The organism is Mucilaginibacter rigui (assembly GCF_014773275.1).
In the GTDB taxonomy this organism is placed as follows: domain Bacteria; phylum Bacteroidota; class Bacteroidia; order Sphingobacteriales; family Sphingobacteriaceae; genus Mucilaginibacter; species Mucilaginibacter rigui_A.
Genome location: NZ_JACWMW010000001.1, coordinates 280221 through 297275, shown reverse-complemented (window position 1 = coordinate 297275; position 17055 = coordinate 280221). Strand labels below are relative to the sequence as shown.

Here is a 17055-nt window from a genome sequence, read left to right as displayed (position 1 = left end):
GAATTAATTTATGCAGGTATTAATCTTGGTTTCTCGCGTTCCCAAAAACGGTGCTGCGCAATCATCTTCACAAAAAGGTTTGCAAATTTATTACCGGCATCACCCAGCAGCACACCTTCATTCAGCACAGTGTCCTCGCTGTAATCGGGCGGAAGTTTCTTACTAAAATAGGTTGCATCTAAAACCTGCTTGGCATCATCATGCGCCGCAATAGCCTTGCAATGTTTAAACGCCTCGTTCAGGAAATGTACCGCATTGGCTTCTGCCTCAAGGGTTGCCACAGCGTTGGTACCGCCGGCAACATAAACAGCGTCAAATAATACTGATGCTGCAACCAAAAAGCTTTGGTCAACTTCTATCTGCGCATCATTTTCGGCTGTTATGTATCCTTGCCTTGGCGCAATTATTTCTACTACAGCCCCTTCTGCAGTCAGTTTATTTTTAATATTTATGATGGATTCTGCATTAGCGCCATCTGCAGTCAGTATAGCAATTTTGCGGCTTTTGATGGTATTTTTAATAGTATTGGCCATACTTAATGCTGCAGACCGGGCAATTGATCCATCAACCTGCATTGATTGGTATTCGGCAGGGTCGCCATCAGCAGGGATACTTTGGTTGGCAGGCAAATCGGCTTTTGCCGGCAGGTGCAGGCCTAAACCAAAAGCCACTTGTGTTGCCAGCCCTTTATCTATTTGCTCCAGTATGCCCAGCATGCGTTGCCTGATGGCAACCGTTTTTACTTTACCCAGCTCAAATGTAAGGGCATCAACAATGTGGTTCTTCTCCGGGTCAGACTGGCTGTTGAAGAAAAGGCGTGCCTGGCTAAAGTGGTCAAAGAAACTTTTATTCCTCCGGCGTAGTTTACGCGCCTCTATCCGTTCCTGATAGCTTACAAAACCGCCATCTGCTTCTTTTACCTGCTGCGGGTCATTATTCCCCAAAGAGTTTGGGCTATAGCTGGTTTTACCTTTATTAATGGTTTGGCGCATAAAACCATCGCGCTGGTTGTTGTGCACCGGTACAATAGGGCGGTTTATGGGAATCTCCTGGAAATTTGGCCCGCCTAAACGGGTTAACTGTGTATCCGTGTAAGAGAATAAACGCCCCTGTAAAAGCGGATCATTTGAAAAATCGATCCCCGGCACTATATGGCCAAGGTGAAAAGCGATCTGTTCTGTTTCTGCGAAAAAATTATCAGGATTACGGTTCAGCGTCATTTTACCAACGCGCTGCACCGGCACCAATTCTTCGGGCACCAGCTTTGTTGGGTCAAGCAGGTCAAAATCAAATTTAAACTCATCTTCCTCCGGAATGATCTGCAGGCCAAGTTCCCATTCGGGGAAAGCACCACTCTCAATAGCATCCCACAAGTCTCTTCTGTGAAAATCGGGGTCTTTCCCGGATATATTCTGCGCTTCGTCCCAGGCTACGGAGTGTACGCCCAGCAACGGTTTCCAGTGAAACTTAACAAAACTGGCTTTACCCGCCTCATCTATCAAACGGAAAGTATGCACACCAAAGCCTTCCATCATACGCAGGCTGCGTGGCAAAGCCCTGTCGCTCATGGCCCACATAACCATATGTGCCGATTCCGGCATAAGGGAAATAAAATCCCAAAAGGTATCATGTGCAGAAGCCGCCTGGGGAATCTCATTATCCGGCTCGGGTTTTACCGCATGTATCAGGTCTGGGAATTTAAGGGCGTCCTGTATAAAAAATACGGGCATATTATTGCCTACCAGGTCAAAATTACCCTCTTGCGTATAAAAACGTACGGCAAAACCGCGTACATCACGCGCCAGGTCGGTTGATCCGCGTGAGCCGGCTACTGTAGAGAAGCGTACAAATACCGGCGTTTCCCTTTCAATATCGTTTAAAAATTTCGCTTTTGTTACACTTGATAACGACTCATAAACTTTGAATACCCCATGCGCACCTGAACCCCTTGCATGCACCACACGTTCGGGGATACGTTCGTGATCAAAATGTGTGATCTTTTCCCTCAGGATAAAATCTTCCAGTAAGGTAGGGCCGCGGTCGCCTGCTTTAAGCGAGTTTTGGTCGTCATTTATATTTAAACCGGTATTGGTGTTCATCCGTTCGCCGGTTGCATCTGCCGTATGTTCGGCCAGTTGCGCTGTTTTACTATTTTCGGGCTGTGCGGCTAATTTTTTATCTATTGCCGTTTCTGTACCCAGCTTTGGTGGGGTGTTTTTCTTGCTCATGGTGTTGTGTTAAGCTTCGTTTGCAGCCTGGTAATTAATATCGTTCTCGGCCGCCGCGGTTAATTTCTCATCCGCAGCTTTTTCCTCTGTAAGGGTTTGATAAAGTAATTCGGCCACCTCGTTTAAGCCAAGCGTTTTAGCCAATTGGGTTAAACCGCCATACGTAGCTATTTCATAATGCTCAACCTTTTGTGAAGCAAGGATGATCCCTACATCGCGCGTTGCGGTACCGGGTTCGGTGCTTTCTATAATGCCTTCACCCTCTTTGGTAAGGCCTTCCATAGCATCACATTTTTGCGCCTGTACTTCCTCGCCCAGCAGTTTAAATACCTGTTCAAGGCGTGTTACATGTGTTTTGGTTTCTTCCAAATGGCCTTCAATTGCGCTCACCAGTGTTTTGGAAGTAGCTGCTTTTTGCATTTTAGGCAGCGTTTTTACCAGGTGGTTCTCTGCCCAGTAAATGTCTTTAATACCATCGGTAAACAATTCCATTAAGGCAGGCTCGGCCTTTGGTGATGTTTTGGTGCTGAATTTAGGTTCCCCTGTTTCTTTGCTCATGACAAATTTTTTTAATAAATTAATAGTTTGCCCGCCGGGAAAAAAGATTGGAAGCGGCTAAATAAATAGAGCAGACAGGCAAATTATAAACACAATAGTTGTATAATTGTTCGCTAAATTTATCGTTATAATTAATATTTTTATTGAGGGGTATATTACAATATAAATTACGCCGGGATATAGGCCGTGTATATCCATCTCCGTAAACAGCCGGTAGCTGGGAAGATATTCATCGGCAGAAACCGTCCTGTCTGTTATTTTCACGTATTCGGTCGATCGCTTCCCGCTGTATGTCGACTTTTTTTAAATATTGCGGAAGTATTTATTCCTTTGTTCAGTAAAACCTGTGGCTATACGCGCACGGGCATAAAGCTATTTAGCTTGTTGTTAGGAACGATGTGATGAACCACGATCAAAGAGAATTTTTAAGGTGCGGCAAGTGCTCGCAGCCTTTTCACTATAAATTGCCCAGGAACTGGTTTGGGCAAAACCTTTTATTTTTTATACCTATAAAACGATATTTTTGCGCTAAATGCCTTAAATCCAGGTACCGTATCATGTCGGCAAAAAAAGAAAGATCATATAAAATATAAGCCGGCACTACCCTGCAGCATCCTTATAGGCACAAAATTTTAAATTGGTATAAAATTTCATTTTTTTAACGATTTTTGAGAGGCCTGCCGCGCTATATTATCGCTGCCTGTAACTCACAATTACCAACCCTATGCCCAACCAAAATAACTTAGCCGCCACCAATATAAAAGGGTTATCAAGAAGGATACTTATTGCATTTATACTATTTGTAATTGCATTGGCAATTGCCGCATTGTTTGTACACAGCTCCATTTCTAACCAGCTGGCCAATCTTTCAAAACAAACATCGGGCATTGAGTATGATGAAGCAAAATCACAAAAAGCCTTATTACTGCTTCACGAAGCCGAGGATGATTTCCAGGAATCGCTTTTAACCGGCGACACTGCAAAAAGCAACTCATACCGAACAAAACTATCGTTATCGTTTAACCTGATAGACGGGCTGCTTAAAGATGATATAGATACAACAAAATTATCTGCCGAACAACGTATCAAGGTAAGGAGCTTGTTTTTAAAGAAACTCAAACTTTCTGATAACCTGTATATTTTAAAACATAGTTTCGATTCTCTCTTAAAAAAGCCCTCGGCTGCCGATACTGTAAACAATGGTTTAACTGCAGCCGCCCCATATATACGTACAGAGAAAATAACCAACAGTGTTGATACTGTAAAAAGCACCGCTAAGGTTACCAAAAAGGGTTTATTTGCGCGTATAAAAGATGCTATTATTAATAAAAACGGCAACACAGGAGCGCCAAATGTTACGGTTATTAACTACAACCGCAGCAAACGGTTAATTGACTCGGTAAACAAAATAAATGCTAAACGCAGCAAAAACTTTTACAACAAACAGCTAAAGCAACTGCAACAACATAATTTAAAGCTGTTTACCACCCAAAAGCAAATGATAATGCTCAACACGCGCATTAATAATGAGCTGGAAAGGATTGTAAGCGATGTAAATAATATCAACCTCAACATTATCAACGAGCTAAAGGAAAACGCGCTGAAAAGCTATCGCGACACCACCGCTTTATTAAATAAATTTTACCTGGCTTCGCTTTTAATGGTACTTATCTTTGCCACCCTGCTTATTATATTTATCATAAACCTTAACCGGGCCGAAGAATACTTACTGCGCGAGAACCAACGATCAGTAACCATTGCGCAGCAAAAAATGGACCTGCTGCTGCACATGAGCCACGAGGTACGCAACCCGCTTACCGCTATTAACGGCTTCCTGTACATTTTTAGCCGTTCAAACCTATCGGCCAGGCAAATAGATATGCTGGGCTCTATCAGGCTCTCGACAGACATGTTGCTGCATACTTTAAATGATACGCTTGATGCCGCCAAGATGGAAACCAACACCTTTAAAATAAACAGCGACCCCTTTAACCCAAATACTGTTTTAAAAGAAGTTGTAGAAAGCATGGAGTTTAGCGCCGCCAAAAAACAGCTAAGCCTTGCCTATAGTTTTGAGGGGGATAAGGAAACGGTAGTACTGGGCGATAGTTTCAGGCTTAAACAGGTAATGGTTAATTTATTAAGCAATGCAGTAAAATACACCAAACAAGGGGGCATTACCGTAAAAGCACAGCTTGTACCCGCCAACGGCGTAAACAAGCTGCAAATAAAAATTATTGATACAGGCGAGGGCATCAGTGTGGAGCAGCAAACTAAGCTTTTCTCTAAATATTACCAGTCAAACTCTGCTAAGGGGCAAATTGGCACCGGTTTGGGCTTATATATCTGCAAGCAGCTTATTCAGCTGCAAAAAGGCGAAATAAAAGTAGAGAGCGATGAGAAAACAGGGAGCACCTTTAGCTTTATCATCCCATACAAAACCCACCAGCCTGCCCATAATGAGCAGGCAACAAATAACCCGGTATGGAAACTAAACGGCATAAGCATTTTAGCGGTTGACAGCAATGAGCTTAGCTTAACATTCCTTAAAATGATGACTGATAAGTGGAACATCAAATTTCACCAGGCATCAAGCGGCGATGAAGCCCTGCAAATAATTGCTAAAGAAACCATACAAATTGTATTGACCGACTTAAACCTGCCCGGCATGAACGCGACAGAACTTGTTGCAAACATAAAAGGTTTAAAAGCGCCGCTTAACACATTGCCTGTTATTGTAATAAGTAACGATGGCTTACCTGCCGACAGGGAAAAATATACAGTGCAGGGCTTTGCGGGTGTTTTGGTTAAACCATTTATTGAGGCCGAATTAATAAAGCAAATTATACTGGCACTGGGTTTATAAATTGTGGAATGGCGTGCTACAATTGAGAAAATAAACACACATTTTAGATTTTACAGCACCAATAAAAAACTTTTATCACACCAATAATATATAAAAGCAATACCCTAATTTTAATGCACGGTATATACAGATACAGCCACTTGCCGCATACAGGCAGGTAAAAAAGCCAATTAAACATTGGCTTTAGTGTTTGTTGACCAATTATTGCTTACATCTTTGCCTATGTCAATCAATTGTATCATTGTGGATGATGACGAATTAGCCATATCTCATCTGCAGGTATTTATAAGTCAGGTACCGTTTTTAAACTTAATAACATGCTATCAGTCGCCCTCTGAGGCACTTGCCGCTATAGAAACACAGGATATCCAACTCATATTTATGGATATTAACATGCCCGGTATTACAGGTATGGAACTTGCTAAAATGCTGCAGGCTATGCATGGCGTTAATGCACCCCGTATTATTTTTATAAGCGGGCATGAAAAGTTTGCGCTGGAGGGTTACAAAGTAAACGCGCTCGATTACCTGCTGAAACCCGTGTTGTATGAAGATTTTTTAGCAGCTTGCTATAAAGCCAAAACCTATTTCGCCGAAAAAGATAAACCCGCCATACATAGCGATAGCTATGTGATAAACGATTTTATATTTTTAAAGGTAGAATATGAAATGGTACGCGTTTATTTAAAGGATATTTTATACCTGGAAGGATTTAAAGATTACGTTAAGGTTTATTTAACGGGCAATAACGGCTTTTTAAAAGCTTTAACCACCATGAAGGGGCTTGAAGAAAAGTTGCCTGTAAATGGCTTTATAAGGGTGCACCGGTCGTTCATAGTTTCTGTAGATAAGATAGACGCTATTACCAAAAGCACTATCAAAATTGGTAAAACCATCATACCTGTAACCGAACAGTTTAAAGACGATTTCAGGAAGTTTGCGCATCAGTGGTTCTAACAACACTTTTTCTATCCCTGTAAATAATGCTTTTTCAAAACTTTTAAGAGTAGCCGTGGTCTAACCTATCAACCTTTCTGTCTGTCATAACGGGGTATCTGTCGAACGTGGTCTTTAGCTTTGGCAACTCTTTTTTTCTTTGCAGGTGAAGCCTTGTTTATCGTTAATGATAGCATATTTTTCATAACAAAGGAGGGAAACGTAATGCATATTATTTACAACGCATGTTGCCAATGTTTGTAGTGCTGATGTGGAACGGCTGTATTATTTTTTTGTAATGCATAGCCGCCGATTATCATCGCAGGCACAAAAAGCACCATCAGTACCTGCGCCAACCCGTTAAACTCAGTTGCACGTCACGGCCATGAAATCAGACAACCTGGAAACACAAGATACTTTTTGCCAAACATTGATAGCTATAATGGCGCATGATCTGCGGCAGCCATTTGCGTCTATAGTGATGACTGCCGATGTAATTAAACACACCCAGCGCCCTTTGACTGTTGATGAAACGCATTTGCTTTTTGAAGAGCTGAGCAATACCGCCGCTAAAAGCATAAAACTATTAGATGGCTTGCTTTGCTGGGTAAAATCAAGAAAAGAAAACTCGGCCGGCAAAACACAACCATTGCTTTTATGCGACCTGATACACGAGGCTAACGGTTTATACCTTTACGACCAGATAAGCAAAAACATTACCTTATATAACGTTATACCCGAACGCCAGCTTATTTACGCGCACAAGGAAATGCTGCAATTTATTAACCGTAATATTTTAAGTAATGCTACCAAATATTCGCAGCATGGTGGTATTATAGGTATAACCTGCAGCGCAGACGAAGACTGGGTAACCGTTGCCTTTACCGACCGCGGCAACGGAATGACTGCCGATCAGCTTGAAAGCCTTTTTAATTTGCAGGAAAATGAGCCACAGGTACAAGGTTATTTGCAAAGCGCAGGAATGGCCATGAGCATTTGCAAGGATATGATAGCGCAGATGAACGGCCGCATTTGGGCTGAGTCATCCCCCGGCCAGGGCACCACATTTTATTACAGCCTTCCGCAAAAAAAGGAAACAACACTTTAATACACCTTTAATATATAAAATATCCTATAAAGCAATACTGGTAAAACAATTTGATGCTATTTCAATTTACATATATCACGCTAAACGTGATCCAATAAATTGAAAAATAAAAAACGTATTGCCATACTGGGCGGAGGCCCAAGCGGATTGTTCATGTTTAAACGCCTGGTTGATGCCGGCCGCACGGATATCGCCATAGCTGTTTTTGAAAAAAAACAGGAATTAGGCGCCGGCATGCCCTACAGCACCGAAGGTGCGGGTACTGAGCATATCACCAATGTATCCGGTAACGAGATCCCTGAGTTGGTTACCTCTATTGCCGAATGGATAAAAACAGCACCGAAAGCACTACTTGACAAGTTTAGTATCACCCCCGAACTATTTAACGATTATAAAGTACTGCCACGCCTGCTGTTTGGCCAATACCTTGCAGCCCAATTTGCCCTGTTACAACAAAAAGCAGATGAGGCAGGCATTGAATATACTATCCATTACAACAGCCCCGTAACCGACATTATAGACCTGCCCGAACAAAACCTGGTACGCGTTAAAATTGCGGGTGGCTCATCGTTCGAATTTGAGCAAGCCGTTATTTGCACCGGGCACAACTGGCCTGTAAAACACGAGGGCAAGGTACCCGGTTGGTTCGATTCGCCTTACCCACCAACAAAGCTGGGTTTACAGTTAAACCATGCAGTTGCCATAAAAGGAGCATCGCTTACAGCGGTTGATGCCGTACGCACCCTTGCCCGCCATAATGGGGTATATTTTAAAAATAAAGCCGGCAAACTTATTTATCAGCTATCGCCCAACAGCGAAGGGTTTAAAATAGTAATGCATTCGCGCCACGGTATGCTGCCCGCCGTTAGGTTTCACCTGGAGGATTCGCACCTGCAGAATGACTCGTTATTAACAGATGATGAAATAGAAGCACATATTAAAGGTAATAATGGCTTCCTTTCTCTCGATTTTATTTTTGAAAAGGATTTCAAAGACCCCATCCGCCAAAAACAACCCGTGTTTTACGATTATATAAAAAACATGGGTATGGAGGAGTTTGTGGGTGCCATGATGGCGCTGCGTGAACAAGCCGACCCGTTTGAGCTGATGAAGGTTGAATACGAAGAAGCTGCCCGTTCCATTAAAAAGCACGAATCTATTTATTGGAAGGAAATGCTGGGCGTTTTAAGTTTTGCCATGAACTACCCTGCCAAACACTTTTCGGCCGAGGATATGCAGCGGTTACAGAAAACGCTGCTACCGCTTATCTCTATTGTAATTGCCTACATCCCCCAAAGCTCGTGCGAAGAGTTTTTTGCACTGCATGATGCCGGCCTGCTTGAACTGGTTGACGTAGGTAACGATAGCGACGCAGAGCCCGACAGAAAAGGTGGAGCCAATTATTATTATATAGACGGAAACGGTAAAAAACAATCAACGCACTATAAAACCTATGTTGATTGTTCGGGCCAGCCGCACCTCTCTTATGATGATTTTCCGTATGAAAGCCTTAGGGTTGCGCATGTCATTTCTCCTGCTAAACTAAAATTCAGGGATGCCGCCAGTGGCAAAAAAGCCATGCAGCACAATAAACACACCGTGACAGAAGATGAAGGCAAATACTATTTAAAAGTGCCGGGTATTACCATCAATGATGATTTTCAACCTGTAGCCGGGCTTGGCGAGGTTACCAACCGCCTTTATGTAATGGCTGTGCCGTATATTGGCGGCTACAACCCCGATTACTCGGGGCTTGATTTTTGCGAGAGGGCTTCGGATACCATCGCGGAAAGCATTTTTAAAACTTGATAACATAGCATGAACCAGGATACACCGGCACAAAGCCTAAAGCTTTACATGTTACTTTTAGGCTCTAAAGCCCCCGGCAGGCATGTAGAGCAGCACGACTATTTCTTTGGGATAGCCGCCACTTTAAAAGACCTCATACCCGATATAAAAGCCTTTTGGCGCGGCACCAGTGCAAACCTGCATATTGATGGCTGGCGCGAGGTGAACGCCGTTGAAGGTTACAGCATAAAAGTGATACCTAAAGCAGAAGCTGACACTACTTCGCCAAACAAATTATTTTTCATTAACCTGGGTGGCTACCAAAGCGGCAAACTTGAAGAGCAGCATTACGTGGTGCTAACCGTAAAAAACGACCGCGCGCTGGCCATCCAGGCAGCCAAAAAAACGGTGTTTTTCCGCGAGAATACCATTGCAGGGGTAAAGGGTGCCAACTCGCATATTGATGATAAATACGGTATTGATGTGGATGATATTTATCGGATAGATGAGATGCTAAGCCCGGCGATGAAAGCTCAATACCACATAGCGATAACCCCCGCAGATGGACTGCCCGAAGACGAGGTCCATTTGGGGTACTTTAGGCTGGATAAGCTTTAATGGCGTAGATATTACACCGCCATAACAGTTATGTAAGCGGTATATATTAGTTTAGCGGCATTATAATATCCCTAATGATAAAAGCTTATAAACTATATACCGGCCATGATGGCCACTCGCACGTACAAACGGGAACAGTAAACGAAGGTGTTTTTAACCAGGCATCTTCCATCAGGTTTCAGGAATCGCCGCCGCACTCGTTTTATGATTGGCACAACGCCCCTGCCGAGCAATATGTGATCACCCTATCGGGCACGCTTGAATTTGAAACCCTACCCGGCGAAACTTTTATTGTAAAACCCGGCGAGATCCTGATAGCGTTAGATACAACCGGCACCGCCCACAAATGGAAACTGATTGACGACGAACCCTGGAAACGGGTGTACGTCCCGTTCGACCCATCGCACCAGATAAATTTCATCCCCGACGAGGGCCAAATAGAAAAATAAAACGATGATACGCCCCGCCCAACCCACCGACGCACCCGCTATAGCACGCCTTATTATACTGGCTATGGGCAAGCTGGCAGCCAAATTTGCCAATAACAGCAACGAGCAAATACAACTGGATCTGTTTGAGCGCTTTGTTGCCCTAACCGGCAATCAATACAGCTACACCAATATTTTGGTTTGTGATGAAGCAGATGAAGTTTGCGGAATGATCATGGCTTATGACGGCGCAAAGCTGGATGAGTTGCGCAGCCCGTTCCTTCAGTATACCACTACCCAACTTGGTTTTACCGGCCAGCCCGAAGACGAGACCCAACCCGGCGAATATTATATTGATTGCCTGGCGGTAAACCCGGGCCATCAGGGTAAAGGCATAGCTAAAAGACTTATCAACGCCTTGTTTAAACGTGCTGCCGAACTTAACCACCAAACAGTTGGCCTGCTGGTTAGCAAAGGTAACGACAAGGCCAAAAAGCTGTATACCGATCTGGGTTTCGAGGTTAAGGGCGATAAGGCTTTACTGGGTGGCGTTCATGAGCATTTGCAGTATCGGTTAAACTAAATAAGCCGCCCCGGCACCTATTATTGTAATTGCCTGTTGATAGCAACTTAAAGGCAACCTATCACAGGATAATCAGCATATAAATGTTACCAATTTTTTTATGGCTTGATAATTAATCCTTTAGCTTTAAAACGCATTTACAGACAATTTAACGACAAACTTTAAACAATAATAGCGTGTTTTCTAACGTCTCTATATGACATCGACTCACAACTACAAGCTATGAAACACAAAATTAAACTGCCCGATGGAACAGCACACCTTATTGAAATTACAAGTGCCTATTTTAAAACCTGGCATGTTTGGAACGTAAAATTCGCCGATGGCAAAGCCGCCATGCTTTTTAAAATGGGCAGCGAATGGATGCAGCGCAACGAAGACTTTTTAGACCAACATGTGCTCAACGCTATTGGCAAACGCATAGATGCCATCCTGCAGAGGCGTAACAGACTGTCGTTTTAATTTAGCGTGTACTATTTTCACACTTAGCAAAAATACCGTGTAACCCATTAAAAGCTTAATACAATATTAGGTAGTGCGGCTATTGCCAATAAAACCTGCCATGTTGGTTGTATCAATAAATACCGCGAAACACCAAACAGAACATTTTGAAAGGGACATCCCCTGCCTGCAGTAAACACATGGGCAGCGCATCCATCGTAACCCCATTCTTAAAACGTTGTTATTTTGGCTGCCGTTTAAAAGATATAAATGCTACCACTGCGACTATAAATTTTACAAACTGGTTTAGTGAGATGAAAAACAGGATGACGAGGAACCAAAGATAACCACTCTTTCCCAGGATATTATTAGAACGAACCCGCCCCATCCGCCCGCCCCGGAGATAACATTCCCTCTTTAAAACACGGCCTTCACTAATCTGCAAACCCTGCTCCGCTCATTTGCATAACCTCGTATTCATCAGGTTGTTAAACTTGTATCAAACAAAACAAACACCTGCCATGAAAACGTTAAAGTTATCCATCGCTGTGCTGCTTACCCTGGCTATATCGGCCTGTAGCCAAATGAAAACTATAGGCCAAAGCATGCAAATGCCCGCCGCTATTAATAATACCCTGCCCCTGCCCAGCGGAACCTACTTTATTGTAAATAACTCAAAAGCACTTACCCCATGGCAGCCCACCCTTGCCCAAAATGTATTTTTACAGCCCTACAGTGGCAGCGGCACCCAAAAATGGGAAGTAAAACAGTACAAAAGTAAAAAGGGGATCAGTTATACCATGCGCCTGGCCGGTACCGATAACATGTACTTTCAGCCACACGCAGTTAAAGACCATACACCAATGATAGGCCCTGCCGGCCCGGGTACAAGCTTCAGGATAGTTGCAGCGCCCGGTGCCAAACAATGGTATATTAAAAGCACTTTTTACAATGGCGACGCCCTGCGCAGCTTTGTGTTCAGCCCCAACCTGCCAACCGAGATCCGTTTTGAGGCACCCGAGCCTACCGATAAATTTATGTGGAAATTAATCCCTACAGGTAATGATTAATGAGTGGCGTTTAGTTATTTAAAATTAGCAGATCCATCATTGATCAGTTTTTAGTAATGCAAGCGGAAGGGGGGGCTCTTTCGCTTGCTTTTTTATCCAAACATCATCATAACCAGTTACAAAACTCTAATCTAATTCTAATGCCTTTGGCCTAACTTATCCGTGTTCACTTTGTCATACCTGTAAACAATCATATTATGAAAAAGGTAATCAAAGGTTTTTTTATGCTGGCATTAGTTTTAGTGTCATCATCAAAGTTATTTGCACAGGTTAACGTAAGCTTATCTATTAATATAGCCCCGCCCGCGCTACCGGTTTATACACAACCGGTTTGCCCCGTTGATGGCTATTTGTGGGTACCCGGCTATTGGGCGTATGATAATAATATGGGCGATTATTACTGGGTACCGGGCGTTTGGGTAAGCCCGCCGCGCCCTCATTATTTATGGACACCCGGTTACTGGGCGTACAATGGCAACATCTACAGCTTTCATCCCGGGTATTGGGGCACCCGTGTTGGTTTTTATGGTGGGGTTAATTATGGTTATGGTTACAGCGGCTCGGGCTACGGTGGTGGCCGCTGGGTAGGTAACTCATTTAACTACAACACCGCTGTGGTTAACGTTAATAAAACGATAGTTAAAAATACTTATATTGATAATACCGTTATTGTTAACAATAGCACTACAATTAATAACCGTTCAAGCTTTAATGGCAAAGGCGGCATTACCGCAAAACCACGGCCCGAAGAACTGGCCGCCATGAAAGAAAAACATGTGCAACCCACTCCCGACCAGCTTTCGCACCAGCAGGCAGCAATGGCCAACCGCAGTCAGCACGTTTCGGCAAACCAGGGCAAACCTGCTGTAACAGCCTATAATAAAGTTAATGGCGATGGCTTTGGCCAAAAAGGCAGGCCTGCAAAAATAGCCGCAGTTAAAAACGACGCTAACCAGCAAATTGATAATGCTGCTAAAAAAACTGATGCGGTAAACCCGGCTACAACAAGGCCTGCAAAAATAGCCGCGGATAAAAACGACGCTAACCAGCAAATTGATAATGCTGCTAAAAAAACCGATGCGGTAAACCCGGCTACAGCAAGGCCTGCAAAAATAGCCGCAGTTAAAAACCGCGCAAACCAGCCAGGCGACAATATGGCTAAAAGACCTGATGTAATGAGCCCTGTTGCGGCAAGGCCAAAACAACCAAAGTATGCCGTGAACAAGCCCCAACCCGTAAAAATGATTAAGGCCCAACCGGCAAGGCAGATAAGGCAGCCCGCGCAACACGCCGAAAGAGCCCGTGAAAAACAACCGCGAGAAAAATAACAGATGATAGCATTGCTGTGTCTCTTTAAAGAGGCCCTTACAATGCCACCATTGTTCAGTTTAATAATACAGGCAAGCGGAAGGGGAGATATCCTCTTTCGCTTGTTTTTTATGAATAGGCATTGAATATTTGGTATTCGATGTTACACGCTATCTTTAAAAATAATACCTTGCACCCAATAACGTTATATAGTTTTTTAATCCATACCCCATCATGAAATACACCGCATCACGCCTGTCAGAAGGTAATAAACTTTTTCCCACGCAGATCATTGTTGAACCTACCGGCATCACTATCAAAATTCCCGGCCTGTTCAGCGGCGACGAAACTTCTGTGGCTTACGATAGCATTTCGGCGGTTGAGATAGATACCCCGCTTATCGGTTACTCTACCATTCGCTTTTACCATAACGGTAACAAAGTTGAAGCCCACGGTTTCTCAAAAAGCGACGCCAAAGAAATTAAAGCAGCTATTGAGAACGGCAGAGGCAGGGCGAGAGGATAAGGTTCTGTCAGTCTGAACTTGTCGAAGACGCATGCGCTTCGTTAATGGTTCGACAGGCTCACCATGACAACATCAGCCTTGTAAGCGCACAGTTTACTCACCCCGACTACGCTACGCTGGTCGCCCTCTCTGCTCCGCAAAGAGGGTGAAGAGAAAAGCAATTTGCAAATCAAACCCCTCTTTCCGCGCAGCGAAGAGAGGGTGGTCGGGCGAAGCAATGACCGGGTGAGTTAATAGCCAAGCGACATTTTTTTGAAAAGCACTTGCAGTAGTACTTGTGTCAAGATAGCCCCGCTATCCGCTCATACTGCCCGGGCCTTATGCGCAAAGCCTGTATCCGCTGTTATCCGGTTTAGGTAACATAAATCCGCGCCCTGTTGCCCGCTGTCATGGTGAGCCTGTCGAACCATTTGCAAAACGTACAGGTCTTCGACAGGCTCAGACTGACACACTTCTTTTACCCTCTGTCATTCCGAACAAGCGTAGCGAGGAGGAATCTTGTTCGAGAGGTAAGTGGCGAACTTTGCATACCTGTCATGGTGAGCTTGTCGAACCATTTGCAAAGCGTACAGGTCTTCGACAGGCTCAGACTGACACAGCTAGGAGGAATCTTGTTCGAGAGGTAAGTGACGAACTTTGCATACTGAACAAGATTTCTCTTCACCCCACTCCGCAATTCCACGCACTGCTCATCGAAATGACAAGGTGGTTAAGCCCCCACTGGTCGAAGTTTTCAACTTCGTCCCAAAACATAGTAAGCTTTCAGCTTACATCACCTATTATTCCTCCACAGGTAACGTAATCACAAACGTTGTCCCTACGCCTACTTCACTTTCTATTTTGATAGTCCCACCCATGCGTTCGGTTTGGGTTTTTACCATAAACAGGCCGAGGCCTTTGCCGTCAACACTTTGGTCGAACCGTTTGTAGGGCCCAAAAACCTGGCTGCCGTATTTGTACAGGTCAATCCCCTTACCGTTGTCTTCAAAGCGCAGGGTAAGCTGTTTACCGGTCAGGTGACTGCTGATGTTAATTACAGGGTTGGTACCGGTGCGGCGGTATTTTATACTGTTAACAATAAGGTTTTGCAATATACTGTACAGGTAGCTTTTTATGGTACGCACCTCGCCGCCCGGGTGCAGATTTTGGTGGATGGTTAGGTTACTTTCGTTAGCCATGCAGCGGATGCCTTCCATGATGTCTTCAATCAGCACCGGGATAGATACCACCTCATACTGCTGGTTTGCAGCGCTGCCCACCTGCAGTATATTATTCATATCGATGATCACCTGGTCCAGGTGGTTTACCGACCGGGCAAGCGCCTGCAGGGTATGTTCGTGTTCGGCAGCATCGGGTTCGTTATCCTGCAATAGCGTATTTAAACCGGCAATATTAGCCACCGGCGCACGCAGGTTATGCGATACCATATAGGCAAATTGCTCCAGGTCCTGGTTACGGCGCAGCAGGTCGGCAGTCATTTTCTCGCGCTCCTCTTCCGCCTTCTTCTGTTCGGTAATATCGCGGAAATTGCAAATAATGGCGCCGATGTGCTTATCGGCAAGCATGTTGGTAAAAATGCCCTGCACCCATATATAATGCCCCAGTTTATGCCTGATACGAACGGTGAACAGGATAGTTTTTTCGGGGTGTTCCAGTAATTCGGGCAGGCCCTTTTGCATCAGGGGTACATCGTCGGGGTGTAATATAGCCATAATGTTCTCGGCCTCGCGGTCGGTATAGGTCCACCCGTTTATTCTTTCAGATGAACGGCTGCGGTATATGGTCTTCATATCACGGTTAAAAAGTGAGTAACCGTCATAGCTATGTTCAATCAGTTCACGGAAACGCACTTCATTGGCAATGATCTTGTCGGTATTTGCCTTTAGTTGCCGTTCCAGCCGGGCGTTTTCATCAGCCGCCTTTTGTTCGTTAAGTTTTTGCCCGGTTATATCGCGGGTAACCTTGGCAAAACCAATGAGGTGGCCGGCATCATTATACAACGTGGTAAAAACCACGTTAGCCCAAAAAACGCTGCCATCCTTACGTACCCGCCACCCTTCCGACTCGTACATACCGTTTTTTAATGCCTGGTTAAGGTTGTGGCGCAGTTGCAGGCGCTCGTTATCGTCCTGCTTATAAAATATAGAGATATGGCGGCCTATCACTTCATGGGCCTTATAACCCTTTATATGCTCGGCACCCTCGTTCCAGCTCAGCACATGGCCATTGGGGTCTATCAGTACAATCGAATAATCTTTCACGCTACTTACCAGCAGGTGAAATAGCTTCTCATCAACACTTTTCATTTGCGATTTTGATTTGCACGGCCTTTCAGTAAATTAAGGTTTAATTTGGTCTTATAATTCAGCACCCTATATTAAGCATTAGGTAATATTTTTCCTAATGCTTAAACCGGTTTACAGCTGTTCAGTTTATTCATTATTACTCATACAACGGGCGCTGATGCAGTAAACCGTTGTTTTTACAGGAAATAATTTATTTTTTTCATCCCCTTTGGGGCGAATGAAGGGCGAAAAAAGGCGATTGAAAAGCGTTTACTTAAGCTTCAAAAACCCTGCTGACATTAACCGGTCACCA

The 17055-nt window shown here is 44.1% G+C and carries 14 protein-coding genes; 11 read left to right on the top strand and 3 right to left on the bottom strand.

The annotated features are described in order from the left end of the window. Positions 1–8: 8 nt before the first annotated feature. Together IDJ75_RS01305 and IDJ75_RS01300 are read right to left on the bottom strand one after the other, a co-directional pair. Positions 9–2228: a catalase gene (locus tag IDJ75_RS01305; RefSeq protein WP_191173815.1), complete on the bottom strand. Its 2220-nt coding sequence runs from the start codon at positions 2226–2228 to the stop codon at positions 9–11. Positions 2229–2237: 9 nt separating this feature from the next. Further along, on the bottom strand, positions 2238–2786 hold the full coding sequence (locus tag IDJ75_RS01300) for a YciE/YciF ferroxidase family protein (RefSeq protein WP_191173814.1): 549 nt from the start codon (positions 2784–2786) through the stop codon (positions 2238–2240). Positions 2787–3510: 724 nt separating this feature from the next. On the opposite strand from IDJ75_RS01300, the gene IDJ75_RS01295 reads away from it, so the two are divergent. From IDJ75_RS01295 to IDJ75_RS01245, 11 genes are all read left to right on the top strand, one after another. After that, positions 3511–5652 (top strand): hybrid sensor histidine kinase/response regulator, encoded by a 2142-nt coding sequence (locus IDJ75_RS01295; protein WP_191173813.1) that lies wholly within the window; start codon positions 3511–3513, stop codon positions 5650–5652. 222 nt (positions 5653–5874) lie between these two features. Further along, positions 5875–6609 (top strand): LytR/AlgR family response regulator transcription factor, encoded by a 735-nt coding sequence (locus IDJ75_RS01290; RefSeq protein ID WP_191173812.1) that lies wholly within the window; start codon positions 5875–5877, stop codon positions 6607–6609. A 364-nt stretch (positions 6610–6973) separates the two neighbouring features. Beyond that, positions 6974–7696, top strand: coding sequence for a sensor histidine kinase (locus tag IDJ75_RS01285; RefSeq protein ID WP_191173811.1), 723 nt, complete (start codon positions 6974–6976; stop codon positions 7694–7696). Positions 7697–7795: 99 nt separating this feature from the next. Beyond that, positions 7796–9505, top strand: coding sequence for an FAD/NAD(P)-binding protein (locus tag IDJ75_RS01280; RefSeq protein ID WP_191173810.1), 1710 nt, complete (start codon positions 7796–7798; stop codon positions 9503–9505). 9 nt (positions 9506–9514) lie between these two features. Further along, positions 9515–10102 carry a DUF1543 domain-containing protein gene (locus IDJ75_RS01275; protein WP_191173809.1) on the top strand — a complete coding sequence of 196 codons (588 nt, stop codon included), beginning with the start codon at positions 9515–9517 and terminating at the stop codon, positions 10100–10102. A gap of 74 nt (positions 10103–10176) precedes the next feature. After that, the gene (locus IDJ75_RS01270; protein WP_191173808.1) at positions 10177–10551 is read left to right on the top strand and encodes a cupin domain-containing protein; all 375 of its coding nucleotides are present in this window, start codon (positions 10177–10179) and stop codon (positions 10549–10551) included. A gap of 4 nt (positions 10552–10555) precedes the next feature. Further along, positions 10556–11113 (top strand): GNAT family N-acetyltransferase, encoded by a 558-nt coding sequence (locus IDJ75_RS01265; RefSeq protein ID WP_191173807.1) that lies wholly within the window; start codon positions 10556–10558, stop codon positions 11111–11113. Positions 11114–11335: 222 nt separating this feature from the next. Further along, a complete protein-coding gene (locus IDJ75_RS01260; protein ID WP_191173806.1) occupies positions 11336–11575 on the top strand; it encodes a hypothetical protein in 240 nt (79 codons plus the stop codon). A gap of 500 nt (positions 11576–12075) precedes the next feature. Next, entirely contained in the window at positions 12076–12624 is a 549-nt protein-coding gene (locus IDJ75_RS01255; protein WP_191173805.1) for a hypothetical protein, read from the top strand. A gap of 197 nt (positions 12625–12821) precedes the next feature. After that, complete coding sequence (locus tag IDJ75_RS01250; RefSeq protein ID WP_191173804.1) at positions 12822–13952, top strand: YXWGXW repeat-containing protein; 1131 nt, start codon at positions 12822–12824, stop codon at positions 13950–13952. A 214-nt stretch (positions 13953–14166) separates the two neighbouring features. Further along, positions 14167–14457, top strand: coding sequence for a hypothetical protein (locus IDJ75_RS01245; protein ID WP_191173803.1), 291 nt, complete (start codon positions 14167–14169; stop codon positions 14455–14457). Between the two features lie 779 nt (positions 14458–15236). On the opposite strand, the gene IDJ75_RS01240 is transcribed toward IDJ75_RS01245, so the two are convergent. Then, positions 15237–16763, bottom strand: a complete 1527-nt coding sequence (locus IDJ75_RS01240) for a PAS domain-containing sensor histidine kinase (RefSeq protein WP_191173802.1) — start codon at positions 16761–16763, stop codon at positions 15237–15239. Between the last annotated feature and the right edge of the window lie 292 nt (positions 16764–17055).